Origin of the sequence: Pantoea sp. MHSD4, assembly GCF_021043305.1 — a bacterium.
GTDB classification, from domain to species: Bacteria; Pseudomonadota; Gammaproteobacteria; order Enterobacterales; family Enterobacteriaceae; genus Pantoea; species Pantoea eucalypti.
Map to the genome: position 1 here is coordinate 968690 of NZ_JAJNDH010000001.1, position 18533 is coordinate 987222.

At 53.9% G+C, this 18533-nt stretch carries 16 protein-coding genes; 10 read left to right on the forward strand and 6 right to left on the reverse strand.

Features of this window, described 5'->3' with window-relative positions; all coding sequences use genetic code 11:
- Window positions 1-419: 419 nt before the first annotated feature.
- On the forward strand, window positions 420-578 hold the full coding sequence (locus tag LQK91_RS04475) for a YmiA family putative membrane protein (protein WP_003853864.1): 159 nt from the start codon (window positions 420-422) through the stop codon (window positions 576-578).
- Between the two features lie 597 nt (window positions 579-1175).
- Window positions 1176-3857 (forward strand): aconitate hydratase AcnA, encoded by a 2682-nt coding sequence (acnA, locus tag LQK91_RS04480; protein WP_105099135.1) that lies wholly within the window; start codon window positions 1176-1178, stop codon window positions 3855-3857.
- Window positions 3858-3889: 32 nt separating this feature from the next.
- On the opposite strand, the gene ribA is transcribed toward acnA, so the two are convergent.
- Window positions 3890-4483, reverse strand: coding sequence for a GTP cyclohydrolase II (ribA, locus tag LQK91_RS04485; protein WP_003853859.1), 594 nt, complete (start codon window positions 4481-4483; stop codon window positions 3890-3892).
- A 227-nt stretch (window positions 4484-4710) separates the two neighbouring features.
- On the opposite strand from ribA, the gene pgpB reads away from it, so the two are divergent.
- From pgpB to yciH, 5 genes are all read left to right on the forward strand, one after another.
- The gene (gene pgpB / locus LQK91_RS04490; protein WP_078804456.1) at window positions 4711-5469 is read left to right on the forward strand and encodes a phosphatidylglycerophosphatase B; all 759 of its coding nucleotides are present in this window, start codon (window positions 4711-4713) and stop codon (window positions 5467-5469) included.
- Between the two features lie 134 nt (window positions 5470-5603).
- Window positions 5604-5912, forward strand: a complete 309-nt coding sequence (locus tag LQK91_RS04495) for a LapA family protein (protein ID WP_003853856.1) — start codon at window positions 5604-5606, stop codon at window positions 5910-5912.
- Window positions 5913-5918: 6 nt separating this feature from the next.
- Window positions 5919-7088, forward strand: a complete 1170-nt coding sequence (lapB, locus tag LQK91_RS04500; RefSeq protein WP_008925277.1) for a lipopolysaccharide assembly protein LapB — start codon at window positions 5919-5921, stop codon at window positions 7086-7088.
- 194 nt (window positions 7089-7282) lie between these two features.
- Complete coding sequence (gene pyrF / locus LQK91_RS04505; protein WP_105099136.1) at window positions 7283-8002, forward strand: orotidine-5'-phosphate decarboxylase; 720 nt, start codon at window positions 7283-7285, stop codon at window positions 8000-8002.
- Entirely contained in the window at window positions 8002-8325 is a 324-nt protein-coding gene (gene yciH, locus LQK91_RS04510) for a stress response translation initiation inhibitor YciH (protein WP_039660138.1), read from the forward strand. The genes pyrF and yciH overlap by 1 nt, the downstream gene beginning before the upstream one ends.
- Window positions 8326-8405: 80 nt before the next feature.
- On the opposite strand, the gene osmB is transcribed toward yciH, so the two are convergent.
- The gene (gene osmB, locus LQK91_RS04515; RefSeq protein WP_003853848.1) at window positions 8406-8621 is read right to left on the reverse strand and encodes an osmotically-inducible lipoprotein OsmB; all 216 of its coding nucleotides are present in this window, start codon (window positions 8619-8621) and stop codon (window positions 8406-8408) included.
- Window positions 8622-8970: 349 nt separating this feature from the next.
- Between osmB and araD the strand changes: the two genes are divergently transcribed.
- The 3 genes from araD to LQK91_RS04530 all read left to right on the forward strand — a co-directional run bounded on the left by araD (window position 8971) and on the right by LQK91_RS04530 (window position 11880).
- A complete protein-coding gene (gene araD / locus LQK91_RS04520; protein WP_105099137.1) occupies window positions 8971-9669 on the forward strand; it encodes an L-ribulose-5-phosphate 4-epimerase in 699 nt (232 codons plus the stop codon).
- Window positions 9670-9884: 215 nt separating this feature from the next.
- Window positions 9885-10868 (forward strand): 2-keto-3-deoxygluconate transporter, encoded by a 984-nt coding sequence (gene kdgT / locus LQK91_RS04525; RefSeq protein WP_105099138.1) that lies wholly within the window; start codon window positions 9885-9887, stop codon window positions 10866-10868.
- Between the two features lie 145 nt (window positions 10869-11013).
- A complete protein-coding gene (locus LQK91_RS04530; protein ID WP_003853843.1) occupies window positions 11014-11880 on the forward strand; it encodes a crotonase/enoyl-CoA hydratase family protein in 867 nt (288 codons plus the stop codon).
- 12 nt (window positions 11881-11892) lie between these two features.
- On the opposite strand, the gene pdeR is transcribed toward LQK91_RS04530, so the two are convergent.
- The 4 genes from pdeR to LQK91_RS04550 form a co-directional block, all read right to left on the reverse strand.
- The gene (pdeR, locus tag LQK91_RS04535; RefSeq protein ID WP_105099139.1) at window positions 11893-13878 is read right to left on the reverse strand and encodes a cyclic di-GMP phosphodiesterase; all 1986 of its coding nucleotides are present in this window, start codon (window positions 13876-13878) and stop codon (window positions 11893-11895) included.
- Between the two features lie 159 nt (window positions 13879-14037).
- On the reverse strand, window positions 14038-14328 hold the full coding sequence (locus tag LQK91_RS04540) for a YbdD/YjiX family protein (protein WP_003853839.1): 291 nt from the start codon (window positions 14326-14328) through the stop codon (window positions 14038-14040).
- Entirely contained in the window at window positions 14321-16390 is a 2070-nt protein-coding gene (locus LQK91_RS04545; RefSeq protein ID WP_105099140.1) for a carbon starvation CstA family protein, read from the reverse strand. Before LQK91_RS04545 ends, LQK91_RS04540 begins: the two co-directional genes overlap by 8 nt.
- Window positions 16391-16591: 201 nt before the next feature.
- Complete coding sequence (locus LQK91_RS04550; protein ID WP_105099141.1) at window positions 16592-18526, reverse strand: exoribonuclease II; 1935 nt, start codon at window positions 18524-18526, stop codon at window positions 16592-16594.
- Window positions 18527-18533: the final 7 nt, after the last annotated feature.

Sequence of the window (18533 nt, forward strand, 5' to 3'; positions counted from 1 at the left end):
ATCAAAATTTTTATGATTTTTTTGTAAATGAAACATTGATCACATGTTTTCCCATCGGGCTTTCTTAAATGCGAATTACCACACATTTTTAACTATGTCACTTTGCGACTTGCCAGGATTATTCCCATACTCCAGTTAAGAGTTAATGCAGGAAGCCAGTAAACATAAGGGTCTTTAGCGATCTCTTTAGTTTTAAATGGACCTGTTTTTAAATTAACTCAAATTTATTAGCTCTCTGTTTAATTAAATATTTGTTCCGAAGTTAATGGTTTCTTACGTTACTGGCTCCTATTGATTAATACCGTTAATCGTTTTACTCAATAAAAATAACTGGATTTTTGGCCTTAACGCGTTTAGGATTCCTCCTAAATCTTAATCGATGTTATCAATCATTTTGTTGAGAGTGATTATCAAAAACTATGAATACACGACTGACTGTACAACCGGGTTTCCCGGCAAAAAGCACCAAGGTTGAGCGTACCGGCAACACCCGTCGCAATGCCTGGTTAACCGTATTCGCTGCCTCTGCGCTGTTCTGGGTGGTAGTAGCGTTAATGATTTGGCGTATCTGGGGCTAAAGCCATGTGGGCAAACACACTCAGCCATAAACGTTCCCTGACTTCACGTCAGCACAAGCCGGTTGCCTGCAAAGGAAAAGAACCACTTGCAAAGGACGAGAAAGTGTCTATCCCCGAATCGTGGGATTTGAGTGATAACCAGAGACTTTTTATTGAGTCATTCCTGGACCCTAAGAGTAAATAACCTTTTCAGACCATTTATTAGTCGCAGTTTTTATTTCCGGAGTTTCCGGCGGGCTTGTTAATTGCCCTTTACCACATTGCGTACGACCAAAGGGTGTCGCCTTGATGAGGTGACCGCAAAAACTTTTACGCCAGATTCCGGCGAAGGAGTGAACCAAATGAATATGATTAAAATGTCCTGGCTCAGCGCGTATGCCTTCTCCTTTGCGTTCTGGTCTGCGGCGGTGTGGATAACGCTGTAATTTGAATTAAATCACCTTTTTTATGATGCCTCGTGATCTCACGGGGCATTTTCGTTTGTGAGCGATTGTGGCAATTTGTGTTGTAATCAAATCGTTAACGAATTTTGGTCTATCTTTAACATAAACCTTTGTCTCTCTAAGGTTTAAGACCATGAATGAAAAAGGAGGAGCTATGTCGTCTACCCTACGCGAGCAGAGTCAGGAAATACTGCAGGTCGACACCAAAAAATATCACATCTTCAGTCTTCCCCGCGCTGCTCAACATCTCGGCAATATAGACAGTCTGCCCAAATCTCTGAAGGTCCTGCTGGAAAATTTACTGCGCTGGCAGGATGGTGATTCTGTTACGGCAGAAGATATTCAGGCGCTGGTTGACTGGCAAAAAGATGCCCACGCCGATCGTGAAATCGCCTATCGTCCCGCCCGTGTATTAATGCAGGACTTTACCGGCGTACCTGCCGTAGTTGACCTGGCGGCGATGCGCGAAGCGGTAAATCGCCTGGGTGGCGATGTGGCGAAAGTGAATCCGTTATCGCCAGTGGATCTGGTCATTGACCACTCAGTTACCGTTGATCACTTTGGCGATGATTACGCTTTCGAAGAGAACGTCCGGCTGGAGATGGAGCGCAACCATGAGCGTTATGTCTTCCTGCGCTGGGGACAGAAAGCATTTGATAAGTTCCGGGTTGTACCGCCGGGCACCGGTATCTGCCATCAGGTGAACCTGGAGTATCTGGGTAAGGCGATCTGGCATGAAACGCTCAACGGCGAAGAGTATGCCTGGCCCGATACACTGGTCGGCACTGACTCCCACACCACCATGATCAACGCGCTGGGCGTGCTGGGATGGGGAGTAGGGGGAATCGAGGCAGAAGCTGCCATGCTTGGCCAGCCCGTCTCCATGCTGATTCCGGATGTAGTGGGATTCAAACTCACCGGCAAACTCAAGCCAGGCATCACCGCGACTGACCTGGTGCTTACCGTTACCCAGATGCTTCGTAAGCATGGCGTCGTGGGCAAATTTGTCGAGTTTTACGGTGATGGTCTGGCCGATCTGCCGCTGGCTGATCGCGCCACTATTGCCAACATGGCCCCGGAATATGGCGCGACCTGCGGTTTCTTCCCGGTCGATGATGTCACGCTGAGCTACATGACGCTGACCGGCCGCGATGCCGATCAGGTCGCCCTGGTGGAAGCTTATGCCAAAGCACAGGGACTGTGGCGCAACGCCGGCGATGAGCCGCGCTTTACCAGCACCCTGTCACTGGACATGAACGAAGTGGAATCGAGCCTTGCCGGACCAAAACGTCCGCAGGATCGGGTTTCGCTGGGTGATGTGCCTGCCGCGTTTGACGCCAGCAACGAGCTGGAAGTGAATCAGGCGCAGAAACCGCATAAAAATGTCGAATACACCGACAGTGACACCGGCCTGACGCATACACTGACCGACGGTGCCGTTGTAATCAGTGCGATTACCTCCTGTACTAACACCTCTAATCCCAGCGTGCTGATGGCGGCTGGCTTACTGGCGAAGAAAGCGGTCGAGCGTGGCCTGAAACGTCAGCCCTGGGTTAAAGCTTCACTGGCACCCGGTTCTAAAGTGGTTTCAGACTATCTCGCCGTCGCGCAACTCACCCCTTATCTTGATGAGCTGGGCTTTAATCTGGTCGGTTATGGCTGCACCACCTGTATCGGTAACTCTGGTCCGCTAAAAGATGAGATTGAGTCTGCCATTAAAGCGGGCGATCTGACTGTCGGTGCAGTGCTGTCCGGCAACCGCAATTTTGAAGGTCGTATTCATCCGCTGATTAAAACCAACTGGCTCGCGTCGCCACCGCTGGTGGTAGCCTATGCGCTGGCGGGTAATATGAAAATCAACCTGCAGACTGAGCCACTGGGCCACGATCGTCAGGGCCAGCCGGTCTATCTGAAAGATATCTGGCCAACGCCGGAAGAGATTGCCACAGCCGTGCAGCAGGTTACCAGCGACATGTTCCACAAAGAGTACGCTGAAGTCTTCGACGGCACGCCCGAGTGGCAGGAGATCAAGGTCAGTGAAGCGGCGACGTATGACTGGGATGAAGGCTCGACCTATATTCGTCTGTCGCCGTTCTTTGATGATATGGAGAAAGAGCCTAAGCCGGTGCAGGATATTCGCGGTGCGCGGGTTCTTGCTATGCTGGGCGACTCCGTTACCACGGACCATATCTCACCGGCGGGCAGCATTAAAGCTGAAAGTCCGGCCGGACGCTATCTGCTGTCGCACGGCGTTGAGCGAACCGACTTTAACTCCTACGGTTCCCGTCGCGGTAACCATGAAGTGATGATGCGCGGCACGTTCGCCAACATCCGAATCCGCAATGAGATGGTGCCAGGCGTGGAGGGCGGTTATACCCGTCATTATCCGAGTGGCGAGCAGCTGGCTATCTATGACGCGGCGATGAAATATCAGGCGGAAGGTATACCGCTGGCCGTGATTGCCGGCCTTGAGTATGGATCCGGTTCAAGCCGCGACTGGGCGGCGAAAGGCCCACGTTTGCAGGGTGTGAGAGTTGTCATTGCTGAATCTTTTGAGCGTATTCACCGCTCAAACCTGATCGGCATGGGCATTCTGCCGCTGGAATTCCCGCAGGGCGTGACCCGCAAAACCCTGGGCCTGACCGGTGAAGAGCGTATTGACGTGGAGAATCTTCAGGCACTGACGCCAGGCTGCAGCGTGAAAGTGACGCTGACCCGTGCTGACGGCAGTAAAGAGGCGCTGGACACCCGCTGTCGCATTGATACCGGTAATGAGCTGACCTATTACCGTAACGACGGCATCCTGCACTACGTTATCCGCAATATGCTGGACTGACAAAAAAAGCCGGGGAGACCCGGCTTTTTCATTCAGGATTTCGGCAGCAGATGCCCCATCTTCGCCGCTTTGGTATCCAGATAGTGCGCATTCTTCGGATTACGTCCCACAACCAGCGGCACACGCTCAACGATATTGATCCCGGCTTCGCTGAGGATCTCAACTTTACGCGGGTTATTGGTCAGCAGGCGCACTTCATTTACGCCCAGCAGTTTGAACATATCGGCGCACAGGGTGAAGTCGCGTTCATCAGCGGCAAAGCCTAGCTGATGGTTCGCTTCTACGGTGTCATAGCCTTTGTCCTGCAACGCATAGGCGCGGATCTTATTCAGCAGACCGATATTACGGCCTTCCTGGCGGTGATACAGCAGCACACCACGACCTTCTTCTGCGATGGCATTAAGGGCGGCTTCAAGCTGAAAGCCGCAGTCGCAACGCAGGCTGAAGAGCGCATCGCCGGTCAGGCATTCGGAGTGAACGCGCGCCAGTACCGGCTCGTTATCATTAATATCGCCAAAGACCAGTGCAACGTGGTCATGTCCGGTTGCCAGTTCTTCAAAACCAACCATCAGGAAATCTCCCCATGGCGTGGGCAGTTTGGCTTCTGCCACCCGTTTAAGCTGCATGTGACTCTCCAGAACCTTCAGAGGATGCACTATCATCATGATAGTGCACAGGCCAGTGTGGCCCGACAAACGTGCAATATTGTGCCACAACCCGCAAGCGGGCTGGTAATCTCTGATACCAATTGCAGTGATAAAGCACAATTATCCAATCGGCAACGGTTATGTTATTCTTTTTTAAGCTAAAGTTATGCAATTGTTGTCTTTTAACACCGGGATAAGGGAAGAGGATGTTTAAGATTTCGCGTCGAACCACCTTCGGAATGCTGCTGCTGCTGATCATGCCCGTTGCCGTCTGGCTTACTGGCTGGCGCTGGCAGGCAGGTGAAAGCAATGCGGTGCTGAAAGGTCTGTTCTGGATGACCGAAACCGTCACCAATCCGTGGGGCATTGTCACCAGCGTACTGCTGAGTGCATGGATGCTCTGGTGCCTGCGCTTTCGCCTGAAGCCCGCCATTCTGCTTCTGTTGATCATGAACGCGACGATTCTGGCCGGGCAATACACCAAATCCTTTATTAAAGAGCAGATACAGGAGCCGCGTCCCTATGTGATCTGGCTGGAACAGCATCATGGTCTGGACGAAAAGACCTTTTACGAACTTAAACGTAAACAGCGTGGGGAGATGGTGACCTCGCTGATAGCCGATGAGACGCAGATCCCTGGCTGGCTGAAACGTCACTGGGCGTTTGAAACCGGTTTCGCTTTTCCCTCTGGTCACACCATGTTTGCCGCCAGCTGGGCGCTACTGGCATTGGGCCTGCTCTGGCCGCGTCGTCACTATAAAACCGTGGTGGTGATCTTCCTGTGGGCCACGGGCGTGATGGCGAGCCGTCTGTTGCTGGGCATGCACTGGCCGCGCGATCTGGCAATGGCAACGGTACTTTCCTGGATACTGGTCACCGTCGCTACCTGGCTGGCACAGCGATTCTGTGGACCACTGACGCTGCCGCCGGAAGAGCAAAAAGAGGTGGCGCAGCGGGAGCCCTGATTGTAATTCACCCTTAAGACCCCATATTATTAGTCAGGCCTGCGCAAAAGTGACCTGGCCGATGCTGCTGGGAGCAGCATTTTTGCTGGAGTTTTGGCATAATTCTACCCGACAACCTCACAACAGGATGCACTGTGAAATATTTGCTGATTTTTTTAGTGGTACTGGTCATTTTTATTATTTCCGTCACTTTGGGTGCGCATAACGATCAGGTCATTACTTTTAACTATCTGCTGGCGCAGGGTGAGTTCAGCATCTCGACCTTACTGGCATCGCTGTTTGGCGCAGGTTTCGTGCTTGGCTGGATTATCTGTGGGCTGTTCTGGTTACGGACCCGCGTCGCACTGGCAAATGCCAACCGGAAAATCAAGCGTATGCAGACGCAAATCGAGCAGAGTACTGCTCTGGCGACCACGCCAGCTTCGCCGGCTGGCCGGGAATAATCCCCGATGCATGAATTGCTGTTTCTGTTACTGCCGGTGGCGGCTGCGTATGGCTGGTATATGGGCCGCCGCAGTGCACATCAGGACAAGCAACAGGAAGCCAACCGACTGTCGCGTGAATATGTCGCTGGCGTAAACTTCCTGCTCTCAAATCAGCAGGACAAAGCGGTCGATCTGTTCCTTGATATGCTCAAAGAGGACAGCGGCACGGTAGAAGCCCACCTGACGCTGGGTAATCTCTTCCGATCGCGTGGCGAAGTTGATCGCGCTATCCGTATTCATCAGGCTCTCATGGAAAGTGCTTCCCTGAGCTACGAGCAGCGTCTGCTCGCCGTTCAGCAACTGGGGCGTGATTATATGGCGGCGGGCTTTTATGACCGCGCTGAAGATATGTTTAAGCAGCTCACCGATGAAACGGACTTCCGGGTGGGCGCGCTGCAGCAGCTGCTGCTGATCCATCAGGCAACCAGCGACTGGCAGCAGGCGATTGAGGTGGCAGAACGTCTGGTTAAGCTCGGTAAAGATAAGCAGAAGGGCGAAATTGCCCACTTCTACTGTGAACTGGCGTTACAGGCCATGAGCAGCGACGACCTGGATCGCGCAATGAGCCTGCTGAAGAAAGGGGAGGCGGCCGATCGCAACAGCGCGCGCATCTCTATCATGATGGGCCGTATTTTCATGGAGAAAGAGGATTTCACCAAAGCGGTGGGCCATCTGCAGCGGGTGCTGGATCAGGATAAAGAGCTGGTCAGTGAAACGCTGGGGATGCTGGAGACCTGTTTCCAGCGGCTTAATCAGCCCGAAGCCTGGGCTGATTTCCTGCAGCGTTGTGTGGAAGAGAATACGGGAGCCGCAGCGGAACTCTATCTCTCGGATATCCTGGAGCAGCAGCAGGGTGCTGAAGCGGCGCAAAACTACATCAGTCGACAGCTGCAACGCCATCCAACGATGCGTGTGTTCCATCGCCTGATGGATTTGAACCTGCATGAGGCGGAAGATGGCCGTGCCAAAGAAAGCCTGATGGTGCTGCGTGACATGGTGGGCGAACAGATTCGCACCAAGCCGCGCTATCGCTGCCAGAAGTGTGGTTTCACCGCGCATGCACTTTACTGGCACTGCCCATCCTGCCGTACCTGGTCTTCCGTTAAACCTATTCGTGGGCTCGACGGCCAGTAAAACTGGCCGCCGTGAACAGAACACGCCTTATTATAGTTACAACATACTATTGAGTTGTCACCTCCCTGACCTCCGCCATCGTGCATAAAACGCCGGGCAGAGGGGCAAAGGCGATTGTGATGGTCAGATACCGCAGGTAGAATGCTTGCCGTTTGTCTAATGCGCCTGCGGGCGCCTGTTGCAGAGGAAATGCCATGCCTTCACCCCACAATGTGACCGCTTCGCCGATTCTGGTCGCGCTGGATTACCATGACCTCGACAGCGCGCTGCGTTTCGTAGACCAGATTGATCCCCGCAGTTGCCGACTGAAAGTGGGCAAAGAGATGTTTACGCTGTTCGGACCCTCGCTGGTTAAAACCCTGCAGCAGCGCGGTTTTGAGCTCTTTCTCGATCTGAAATTCCACGATATTCCTAACACCACTGCCCATGCCGTGGCTGCTGCTGCCGATCTCGGCGTCTGGATGGTCAACGTCCATGCCAGCGGTGGCGCGCGGATGATGAACGCAGCGCGCGAGGCGCTGCTTCCTTTTGGCAAAGATGCGCCTCTGCTAATTGCGGTGACCGTACTGACCAGCATGGATACAGACGATCTCAAAGAGCTGGGCATTACACTTTCGCCTGCCGAACAGGCAGAACGACTGGCGAAGCTGACGCAATCATGCGGGCTGGATGGCGTGGTCTGTTCTGCACATGAAGCGGTTCGCTTCAAACAGGTTCTGGGTCAGGATTTTGCGCTGATCACGCCGGGAATTCGCCCGGCAGGCAGCGATGCAGGCGATCAGCGTCGCATCATGACACCCCAGCAGGCGAAGCAGGCGGGCGTAGACTACATGGTGATAGGGCGTCCGATCACCCAATCCGCCGATCCCGCCGCCACCCTGCAGGCGATCCTGCACAGTCTGGAGACACCATAATGGCAGATGATAATCGACTGGTTTACTCCACCGACAGCGGGCGCATTACCCAGCCTGAGACTAAAGCAGAGCGGCCAAAAGGGGATGGCATTGTACGCATCCAGCGCCAGACCAGCGGACGCAAAGGCAAAGGCGTCTGTCTGATCACCGGCATTGATCTGGATGATGCAGCACTGACGCTGCTGGCCGCTGAACTGAAAAAGAAGTGTGGCTGTGGTGGATCGGTAAAAGAGGGTGTTATCGAGATTCAGGGTGACAAACGCGATTTACTGAAAAGCCTGCTGGAAGCTAAAGGGATGAAAGTCAAACTGGCGGGCGGCTGAATTAAAAAAATCGGGCTACCGAAGTAGCCCGATGGTCATGTAGATGCTTAGCGTAGCCGTTTATTCTTTTAATAAGGTCCTTAGTGGACCTGATGACCGATAATACCACCAACTGCGGCGCCACCGACTGTGCCGAGCGCGCTACCATTGGTCAATACTGAACCCCCAATCGCACCCGCGCCCGCGCCAATGGCGGTGTTGCGGTCACGCTTAGACCAGTTAGAACAGCCGCTCAGGGCAACAGCTAACGTGGTAGCCAGTACAACGGCAGTGATTCGTTTCATTGTTGTAGTCATACACTTCTCCTTTGATGTGCTCACAGAGGCAACACTCTTAGTATAGCTCCGATATTTCCTCAGCCCGCTTGTGTCGCATTATTGCCTCATCCCTGACGGCATAGAAATGTGATCACCATGGACAAACCGTTTGTAGCGGGTGAGTCACAATGCGACAGGCCAACAGGTCCACGCATTGTCTGAGAGGATTCTAAGCGTTCTGCAATAATTCCGAAGATGGAAAATTCTGAAATCACGACACATTTTTTCATTCACAGCCATTCCTTCTGCGTTTATAGCCATTTGCTCCATAACTCTTTCGCGTCCGACTCCGCAAAATTCAGGGACGATTGTCAGCAGGAGAAAAGAGATGCTGGAACACCTTAAACAACAGGTTCTGGAAGCGAATCTGGATCTACCCAAATACAACCTGGTGACCTTTACCTGGGGGAATGTCAGCGCGATTGATCGCGAGCAGGGTTTGCTGGTGATTAAACCTTCCGGCGTGCGCTATGAAGTGATGAAGCGCGACGACATGGTTGTGGTCGATCTGGCGAGTGGCAATGTAGTAGAAGGGGATAAACGCCCTTCATCGGACACGGCGACGCATCGTGCGCTCTATCTCGCCTGGCCGGAAGTCGGTGGCATTGTCCATACGCATTCTCGTCATGCGACCATCTGGGCGCAGGCAGGACGACCCATTCCGGCCTGGGGAACAACCCACGCCGACGATTTCTATGGCGAGATCCCCTGCACCCGCGCGATGCGTAACGAAGAGATTCAGCACGAGTACGAGTGGAACACGGGCGAAGTGATTATTGAGACGTTCGCGCAGTGCGGATTATCGCCTTCGGCGATCCCGGGGGTACTGGTCAACTCCCACGGCCCATTTGCCTGGGGTAAAGACGCCCATGCCGCTGTACACAGCGCGGTTGTCCTGGAGGAGGTGGCCTATATGGGGCTCTTTAGCCAGCAGCTTACTGCTAACCTGCCGCCCATTAATCAGACGCTGCTCGATCTGCACTACCTGCGGAAGCACGGTGAGAATGCCTGGTACGGGCAAAAATAACGAACGGGACGCGATGGCGTCCCTTTTTTTGTCGCCATTGCCGCTGGTATGGCGATCCCCATCATAGTTATCAAAACATCAATCCTGAAAAAATAAAACAGTGTTTCATTTATATCGAGACGATCACTGTTTTAATAACCTCAAATCACTACTTTGCTTTCATCGCCTTCGGGCACTTCCTGCTCCAACACTGGCAAAGCAAAGGTGAAACCTGTATGCACATCAAACGGGCAATAGACAAAATTCCGGGCGGCATGATGCTTATTCCGCTGTTTATCGGCGCACTCTGCCATACATTCTCTCCCGGCGCCGGGAAATACTTCGGCTCTTTCACCAACGGTCTGATGACGGGGACGGTGCCGATTCTGGCCGTCTGGTTCTTCTGTATGGGAGCATCGATAAAGCTCAGCGCTACCGGCACGGTACTGCGTAAATCAGGCACGCTGGTGTTAACGAAAATTGCCGTTGCCTGGGTTGTGGCGGCTATCGCCTCACGCGTGATGCCGGAGAATGGGATAGAAGTGGGGATGTTCGCGGGCTTATCCACGCTGGCGCTGGTAGCTGCAATGGACATGACGAATGGCGGCTTGTATGCCTCGATCATGCAGCAATACGGTTCCAAAGAGGAGGCTGGCGCGTTTGTGCTGATGTCACTGGAGTCCGGGCCATTAATGACCATGGTTATTCTGGGTACTGCGGGTATCGCCTCATTCGAGCCACACGTGTTTGTGGGCGCTGTCCTGCCGTTTGTGGTCGGATTTGCATTAGGGAATCTTGATCCGGAATTGCGTGACTTCTTCGGAAAAGCGGTACATACGCTGATTCCTTTTTTCGCTTTTGCGCTGGGTAACACCATTAACCTGGGCGTGATTGCGGAAACCGGACTGCTGGGCATCATGCTGGGCATCGCCGTGATCATCATTACAGGTATCCCGCTTATTCTGGCCGACCGGCTGATTGGCGGCGGGGATGGCACGGCCGGTATAGCCGCATCCAGTACGGCAGGCGCCGCAGTGGCGACACCCGTACTGATTGCCGAGATGTTGCCGCAGTTTAAACCGGTTGCGCCTGCCGCAACGGCGCTGGTTGCCACATCTGTCATTGTGACCTCAGTGCTGGTGCCCATTATCACCGCTATCTATTCAAAACGCCTTAAGCGTCTCCATGTTGCCGTCGGGCAGCGTGCCGCTATTAAGTAACCTGCCTAATCAATCCCCGGCGCGCCAGTCGGGGATCACTCTGGATTTTGTGTTGTAAATCAATCTCTCATTTGGTCTGGCCTCACTCTGCATTACGCTGATGTGGCGTATTTAACGCATCAAAATATAAACAGAGGATGAGACAATGACAGTTATTAACCAAGCAACGTGCAGATTATTTACCGAAGTCGGCAATACCACGCAGTTAGTCGCCTATTACGAAGAAGGGCGTCGTACCATGTGGATGATGTTGCGTGCACAGCCCCGTCCGAGTTTCAACCATGAACTGATTGAGGAGATCATGAACCTGAGCTATGCCGCTCAGCGTTCGGGCCTGCCAATCGACTTCTGGGTCACCGGGTCACTGGTTCCGCAAATGTTCAACGCCGGTGGCGATCTGCGCTTCTTTGTTGAGTGCATTCGCAACAACCGCCGCGAGGCGCTCCGGGCTTATGCGCGTGCCTGCGTGGACTGCATCCATTCTGCAGCACGCGGTTTTGATACAGGCGCGGTGACGCTGGCGATGATCGAGGGCAGTGCGTTAGGCGGCGGATTCGAAGCGGCGCTGGCGCATCACTTCATCCTGGCGCAAAACAATGCACGGATGGGCTTCCCGGAAATTGCTTTTAACCTGTTCCCTGGTATGGGCGGCTACTCACTGGTGGCACGTCGTTCCGGCATGAAACTGGCCGAAGAGCTGATTTGTGAAGGGGAGTCTCACAGCGCTGAGTGGTATGAGACGCGTGGACTGGTCGATAAGGTCTTCCAGCCAGGCGACAGCTATCGTGCCACTCGAACCTTTATCGACACGTTACGGCCTAAACTCAATGGCGTGCGGGCGATGCTGAAAGCGCGCCAGCGCGTGCTGCAATTGTCACGCGCTGAGCTCATGGATATCACAGAAGATTGGGTCGATTACGCGTTTACTATCGAACCTAAAGATATTGCTTACATGGAACGCCTGGTACAGTTACAAAACCGCCACAGCGCATCACTGCGTAAAGCGGGTTAATCCGGACCAGCATTAAACGCGGGCAGGATGCTTAGCCAGCCAATGCCCAAATTGTTCCGCGGGCATTGGTTTTGCGTAATAGTAACCCTGACGCCCATCAACACCACTTTTAAGCACGAACTTCTCTTCATCCGGCGTCTCAATACCTTCTGCAATCACCTGCAAATCAAGCGCCTTCGCGACGGCGACGATTGCACGCACCAGCGATTGTGATACCGGCTGTTTATTGATGTCGCGGATAAAGCTTTGATCGAGCTTAATCGCATTGATCGGCACACGTGCGAGCTGAGAAAGCGAAGAGTAACCGGTGCCAAAATCATCCAGATGAACCTGTGCGCCCAGCTCCTGAAACTGTTTCATCAGCTTCAGCGCTTCAGTTTCATTCTCAATCAGACAACTTTCTGTGAGCTCAATATCAATCGGACAATCAGTGATATTCGCCTCATGCAGTGCCTGTTTCAGATCGGTGTAGATACTTTGGTCGAGCAGCTGACGGGCAGACACATTGACAGCGACGCGCAGGAAAATACCCTGCTGACGCCAGACGATAATCTGCTGAAGCACGTTGAGCATTACCCAGCGTCCCAGCGGCACAATCAGCCCCGACTCTTCGGCATAGGGAATAAAATCTGCGGGCGAAACCATACCACGCTCTGGTGAGTTCCAGCGTACTAATGCCTCGGCGCTGCGAACCTGTCCATCGCTATCAATTTTGGGCTGGTAATGTACCAGCAGATGATCGAGTTCAAGCGCCTTGCGCAGGTTGGTGTCCAGCCACAGATACTCAAAGACCCGCTGGTTCATCTCGGCGGCAAAGACACAGAACTTGCCGCGACCATTCTCTTTAGCGTGATACATCGCGGTGTCCGCGTTACGAATCAGGCTCTCTCTATCTTCGCCATGCAGCGGTGCGAAAGCGATGCCTATGGAACAGCCACTGTAAACTTCAATCAGTCCGATACGGAAAGGCTGTCGCAGGCGCTCAAGAATGCGGGAGGACATCGCCTCCAGCGCAGCCTGGCTGGTGTGTTCAGCCAGCACCACAAACTCATCGCCACCCAAGCGACCCAGCGTCTGGTCCTTACCCAGACAGCTAAGAATCGCGAGAGAGACCGCCTGCAGTAATTGATCGCCGAACATATGACCGTAGGCGTCGTTCACTTTTTTGAAATTATCGAGATCGAGATAGACGACACCGGTCTCATCATGCCCGGCGCGCTCCAGCGCCAGGCTAATCTGCTGATGAATGGCGTTGCGATTAGGTAAACCGGTGACCGTATCGGTGTTTGCCAGCACCCGGAGGCGTTCCTGGGCACGTCGCTCCTCGGTAATGTCTGTACCAGAACAGATGAGGAAAATTTCATTTTTGCCGCTGCCGCTGTGAACAAACTTATTACGAAACAGAAACAGTCGCTGGCCCTTTTTGGTTTTAACCCAGCGCTCCACCTCGTACGAGTTACCGTCACGGAAGAAGCCTGCAATGTTGCGCCGCGACTGTGAGGCTTCCTGGCGGGTCATAAACAACTGAAAGACATTTCGGCCTATAACTTCATGTTCATTCAGACCGGTATATTCTTCACTCAGGCGGTTAAAACGCTGAATATTGCCACGCTGATCGAGGATAACAATCACTGAATTAGCTTCAGAAACCACCTGTTCGGCGAATGAAAGGCCCAGGGTCAGGTCACGGGCGACCGCAGACGTATCTCCCCAGGCAGAAGCAGTTCCGGCCCAGGAGGCCTGGTTCACTTTACGTCCGACAAAATGCATTGGCACATCAATGCCTTGCAGGGACATGGTCAGATTGATACTTGAAGTAATGACGGGCATTGCGCGGATCATTGCAGCCTGGCCGGGTGTCAGCGGCAGGGCGATATTAGTTTGTGACGACTCATCTTCGGCAAAATGCAATGCATCGCTGTCCGCGGTCAGACGCCAATGAGGGCTGGTTGTACCAAAAAGGGTGTACAACAACGTTTGCCCTTGTTCATCGGTCATGGAAACTTCCTCCGGGAAGTGCTCTGCAGGCGTTATCTCATTATTTTAGCAACAGTATTCATCATCTGAGGCAAGCACAAGGTGCAAACCAAATATATTTTCCCATCCAGATAAGAATGGCACAAAAAAGCCCCGACGGTGCGGGGCTGTTCAGTGCGTTCAGCAGGGACATTTGCCCAGTTTACCGGCCTGGCTGGGGAAGCGCGCATCCAGGCAATAACGGTGAAAATCGCGCTCGCTCATCGGCGCCTGTCCGGGATGATGCCGTCGCATATGCTGCAGATATTTTTGATAATCCTGCACCCCGACCATTAAGCGAAAACATTGTTGCAGGCCGCGCCAGAATCCCCGCCAGCTAAACCTCTGCGGCGGAGAAGCAGCAATCACATTACAGTGCAGAATCTGCCAGTCACCGTGTGGACGGTGGACCTGATGAATAGCATCAGACATGGCGCACCTCCTTGTTGCGCATTGCTACCGGCGTCTCGCGGGTGGTCGGCACCGAACTGTTCAGTGCACGACGAATGACAAAGAATGCCGAGATCAGCATAGTGACTGCCACCAGCATAAAGAAGGCACAAAGCGCGGCGTTAATCTGATTGCTGAACACGATGGTCTGCATATCCGCCACGCTTTTTGCTGGCGCGATGATCACGCCTTCATCCAGCCCTTTGCGGAATTTATTCGCCTGCGCCAGGAAACCGATAGAAGGTTTCTCATGGAAGATTTTCTGCCAGGCCGCGGTCATTGAGGTGATAAACAACCAGACGGTCGGCAGAATCGTCACCCAGGCGTAACGCTGCTTTTTCATTTTGAAGAGCACCACAGTACCGAGAATCAGCGCCATCGAGGCCAGCATCTGATTGCCGATACCAAAAAGTGGCCACAGGGTATTAATGCCGCCCAGCGGGTCGACCACGCCCTGATAAACAAAGAAACCCCAGCCTGCAACGGCGACTGTCGTGCCCGCCATATTACCCAGCCAGGAACGGTTGTTCGCCATAGAAGGCACCACTGTTCCCACCAGATCCTGCACCATAAAGCGGCAGGCGCGGGTACCGGCATCAACCGCGGTCAGGATAAATAGCGCTTCAAACAGAATGGCGAAGTGATACCAGAATGCCATCATCGCCCGACTGTTGAAGATCTCGGTAATAATATGGGCCATTCCCACTGCGAAGGTAGGTGCGCCGCCTGCGCGAGAGAGAATGGAACCTTCACCGACATCGCGGGCGATGCCACTCAGCATTTCTGGCGTGACCACAAAGCCCCAGCCATTAATGACCTGAGAGGCGCTCTCAACGGTGGTACCAATCAGCGCGGCAGGGGAGTTCATGGCAAAATAGACGCCGGGATCCAGCACCGAGGCACAAATCAGCGCCATGATCGCCACAAAAGACTCCATCAGCATCGCGCCATAGCCAATAAAGCGGATATGACTCTCCCTCTCCACCAGTTTTGGTGTAGTGCCGCTGGAGACCAGCGCATGGAAGCCTGAGATTGCTCCGCAGGCAATGGTAATGAACAGGAACGGGAACATCGCGCCGGAGAATACCGGACCGGTACCGTCGATAAATTTGGTCACTGCTGGCATTTTCATCTCTGGCATGGCAAAGACAATGCCCACCGCCAGGCCGACAATCACGCCTATTTTAAGAAAAGTGGAGAGGTAGTCGCGCGGTGCCAGCAGCAGCCAGACCGGCAGCACAGAAGCAATAAAGCCATAGATGACGAGAACCCAGGTCAGCGAGGTGCCTTTCAGGGTAAAGAAGGGGCCCCAGTACGGATGTTGTGCCACGTCGCCGCCATAAATAATCGCCGCCATCATCAGCACAAAGCCAATCAATGACACTTCGGCGATTTTACCGGGGCGGATAAAGCGCATGTAGACGCCCATAAACAGCGCAATCGGAATGGTGGCCGCGATAGTGAACAACCCCCACGGGCTGTTCGCCAGTGCCTTCACGACGACCAGCGCCAGCGCCGACAGGATGATGATCATCACGCCCAGCGCGCCGAGCATTGTCACGACACCGGCGAATGCGCCCAGCTCCTGCCGCGCCATTTCACCCAGCGAACGGCCATCACGGCGGGTCGAGATAAACAGGATCAGGAAATCCTGAACCGCGCCTGCCAGCATCACCCCGACCAGAATCCAGATAGTGCCCGGCAGAAACCCCATCTGCGCGGCCAGAATCGGACCGACCAGAGGACCGGCGCCCGCAATGGCCGCGAAATGGTGGCCAAACAGCACCCATTTATTGGTGGGAACATAATCAAGCCCGTCGCTCAGCCGCTCGGCAGGCGTCATCCGGCGGTCGTCCAGTTCAAAAATATTGCGGGCGATAAACAGGCTGTAGAAGCGGTAAGCGATGCTGTAACAGGCGACAGCGGCGATCACCAGCCAGACTGCATTGACGTGTTCGCCGCGGCTGAGGGCCAGCATGGCGAAAGCGCCCGCGCCGATTAACGCCACCACTAACCAGATCACACTGGTTTTGACGTTCTTCATGACTAACTCCTTGTGAGGACCGAGAGGAAAGCGATCGAAAACAACGAGTTAAACTTAATGTAATGGAATGTAAGTGAAAGTTAATCAGTGGAGAAGTGTGAAGCGGGGTACAAATTTAACTTTTTTGCAATCAGAACGGGGCGGGAAAGGGCGGGATAACCAGCGTTATCCCGCTTGTGTCAGCGCTTAAATACGCGACATTCAGACGGCGGGCCGGGCCACGACGCTGCGAGTTTCCATGCGGACTTCGGCGATGGTGACATCAATCACGTCGGTCACACGGTAAACCACGTCACCTTTGATCTGTACGCTGCCATTCTCCTGACTTAAGACCAGCTCATCACGCACCGCGTGAATGAACGGTGCCGGGATAAAGGCAACCGCACCAAACTCGACCAGGCGAACACGCATGCCGCCACGCGACACGTCGATAATCTCGGCGCTGAAACGACGATCGGTAGCCGCAAAGGGTGCAAGATAACGGGCGTAGAGCCAGTCACCAACGTCACGTTCCGCCATCCGGTTCAGGCGACGGCGTTCACTCATCGTTACCGTCACCGCATCATCCGGACGTGCGATCGACTCACCGCGAATAATTGCTTTAAGCAGACGATGGTTGATCATGTCGCCGAACTTACGAATCGGTGAGGTCCAGGTGGCGTAAGCCTCCAGACCCAGACCGAAGTGCGGGCCGGGCTCGGTGCTGATCTCAGCGAAAGTCTGGAAACGACGGATACGGCTATCAAGAAACTGGGTCGGCAGGGCGTCCAGCTCACGACGCAGCACACGGAAACCTTCCAGTGTGGTGATCGCCTGCGCATCCACGGTAATACCGTGATTGGCCAGTACCGCGGCAGCCTGTTCAGCATTGGTGGCATCGAAACCGGCATGCACGTTGTAAATACCAAAGCCCAGACGATCACGCAGCACTTTTGCCGCGCAGACGTTGGCCAGAATCATGGACTCTTCAACAATACGGTTAGCGATGCGGCGAGGTTCAGCCACAATTTCCAGCACTTCGCCTTTATCACCGAGCAGGAAGCGGTAATCCGGACGGTCCTTAAACACCAGCGCGTGGGTCTGACGCCACTCGCTGCGCGCCAGGCAAAGGCGGTGCAACAAGCGAATCTGTTCAGCAATCGCCTCGCTTTCTGGCTGCCATGTGCCGCTGTTTTCCAGCCAGTCAGAGACATCGTCATAAGCCAGCTTGGCTTTAGACTCGATCCAGGCAGCAAAGAACTCGACGTCATCACCCAGGGTGCCATCGGCAGCTACCGTGACGCGGCAGGCCAGCGCCGGACGACGCACATTCGGACGCAGCGAGCAGACATCATCAGAGAGTTCGCGCGGCAGCATCGGGATATTAAAGCCCGGCAGGTAGTTGGTAAACGCACGCTGTGCCGCCAGCTTATCAAGCTGACTGCCCTCTGCCACATAGGCGGTCGGATCGGCGATAGCGATAGTCAGACGCAGGGTGCCGTCGTCCTGTGCTTCTGCATAGAGCGCATCATCCATATCCTGGGTGCTGGCGCTGTCGATGGTGACGAAATCCAGCGCGGTCAGATCTTCACGCGTCAGGTTTTCATCCATCATCTCGCCAAAGCTGACATCAGGTGCTTCACGCTCAAGGTTATGACGCGACAGCGTCACCCACCACGGAGCAAGATGGTCATCAGCTTTGACAATAAAATCGGTAAGTTCGGCATAGAAGCCGCGATCGCCTTTTAACGGATGGCGACGCATTTCTGCTACTGCCCAGTCGCCATTCTCAAACTCATGGCTGACATCGCGTGCGGGGCGACACGGGATCGCATCTTTCAGCAGGGGATGGTCCGGCACAATCGACAGGCGATCGTCTTTCTTCTGCACCCGACCAACAAAGCGGGTCAGGAACGGCTCAACCAGCGTTTCCGGCTCAGCGCTTTCGCGATCTTTCTCGCTATGGATCACAGCGGTAATACGGTCACCATGCATCACTTTCTTCATCTGCGGGGGCGGAATGAAGTAACTTTTCTGCGCATCGACTTCCAGAAAGCCGAAGCCTTTTTCGGTGCCTTTAACGACGCCTTCAGCTCGAGGCGTTTGCGAATGGAGCTTCTGTTTCAGCTGCGCGAGCAGCGGGTTATCCTGGAACATAATTTTT

What these genes read in the sequence shown, in the direction of transcription:
- ribA (WP_003853859.1), bottom strand. Translation starts at nt 4,483, where the DNA reads ATGCAGCTTAAACGGGTGGCAGAAGCCAAACTGCCCACGCCATGGGGA.
- osmB (WP_003853848.1), bottom strand. Translation starts at nt 8,621, where the DNA reads ATGACTACAACAATGAAACGAATCACTGCCGTTGTACTGGCTACCACG.
- LQK91_RS04475 (WP_003853864.1), top strand. Translation starts at nt 420, where the DNA reads ATGAATACACGACTGACTGTACAACCGGGTTTCCCGGCAAAAAGCACC.
- LQK91_RS04530 (WP_003853843.1), top strand. Translation starts at nt 11,014, where the DNA reads ATGACAGTTATTAACCAAGCAACGTGCAGATTATTTACCGAAGTCGGC.
- LQK91_RS04550 (WP_105099141.1), bottom strand. Translation starts at nt 18,526, where the DNA reads ATGTTCCAGGATAACCCGCTGCTCGCGCAGCTGAAACAGAAGCTCCAT.
- pdeR (WP_105099139.1), bottom strand. Translation starts at nt 13,878, where the DNA reads ATGACCGATGAACAAGGGCAAACGTTGTTGTACACCCTTTTTGGTACA.
- pgpB (WP_078804456.1), top strand. Translation starts at nt 4,711, where the DNA reads ATGTTTAAGATTTCGCGTCGAACCACCTTCGGAATGCTGCTGCTGCTG.
- acnA (WP_105099135.1), top strand. Translation starts at nt 1,176, where the DNA reads ATGTCGTCTACCCTACGCGAGCAGAGTCAGGAAATACTGCAGGTCGAC.
- LQK91_RS04540 (WP_003853839.1), bottom strand. Translation starts at nt 14,328, where the DNA reads ATGTCTGATGCTATTCATCAGGTCCACCGTCCACACGGTGACTGGCAG.
- kdgT (WP_105099138.1), top strand. Translation starts at nt 9,885, where the DNA reads ATGCACATCAAACGGGCAATAGACAAAATTCCGGGCGGCATGATGCTT.
- pyrF (WP_105099136.1), top strand. Translation starts at nt 7,283, where the DNA reads ATGCCTTCACCCCACAATGTGACCGCTTCGCCGATTCTGGTCGCGCTG.
- yciH (WP_039660138.1), top strand. Translation starts at nt 8,002, where the DNA reads ATGGCAGATGATAATCGACTGGTTTACTCCACCGACAGCGGGCGCATT.
- araD (WP_105099137.1), top strand. Translation starts at nt 8,971, where the DNA reads ATGCTGGAACACCTTAAACAACAGGTTCTGGAAGCGAATCTGGATCTA.
- lapB (WP_008925277.1), top strand. Translation starts at nt 5,919, where the DNA reads ATGCATGAATTGCTGTTTCTGTTACTGCCGGTGGCGGCTGCGTATGGC.
- LQK91_RS04545 (WP_105099140.1), bottom strand. Translation starts at nt 16,390, where the DNA reads ATGAAGAACGTCAAAACCAGTGTGATCTGGTTAGTGGTGGCGTTAATC.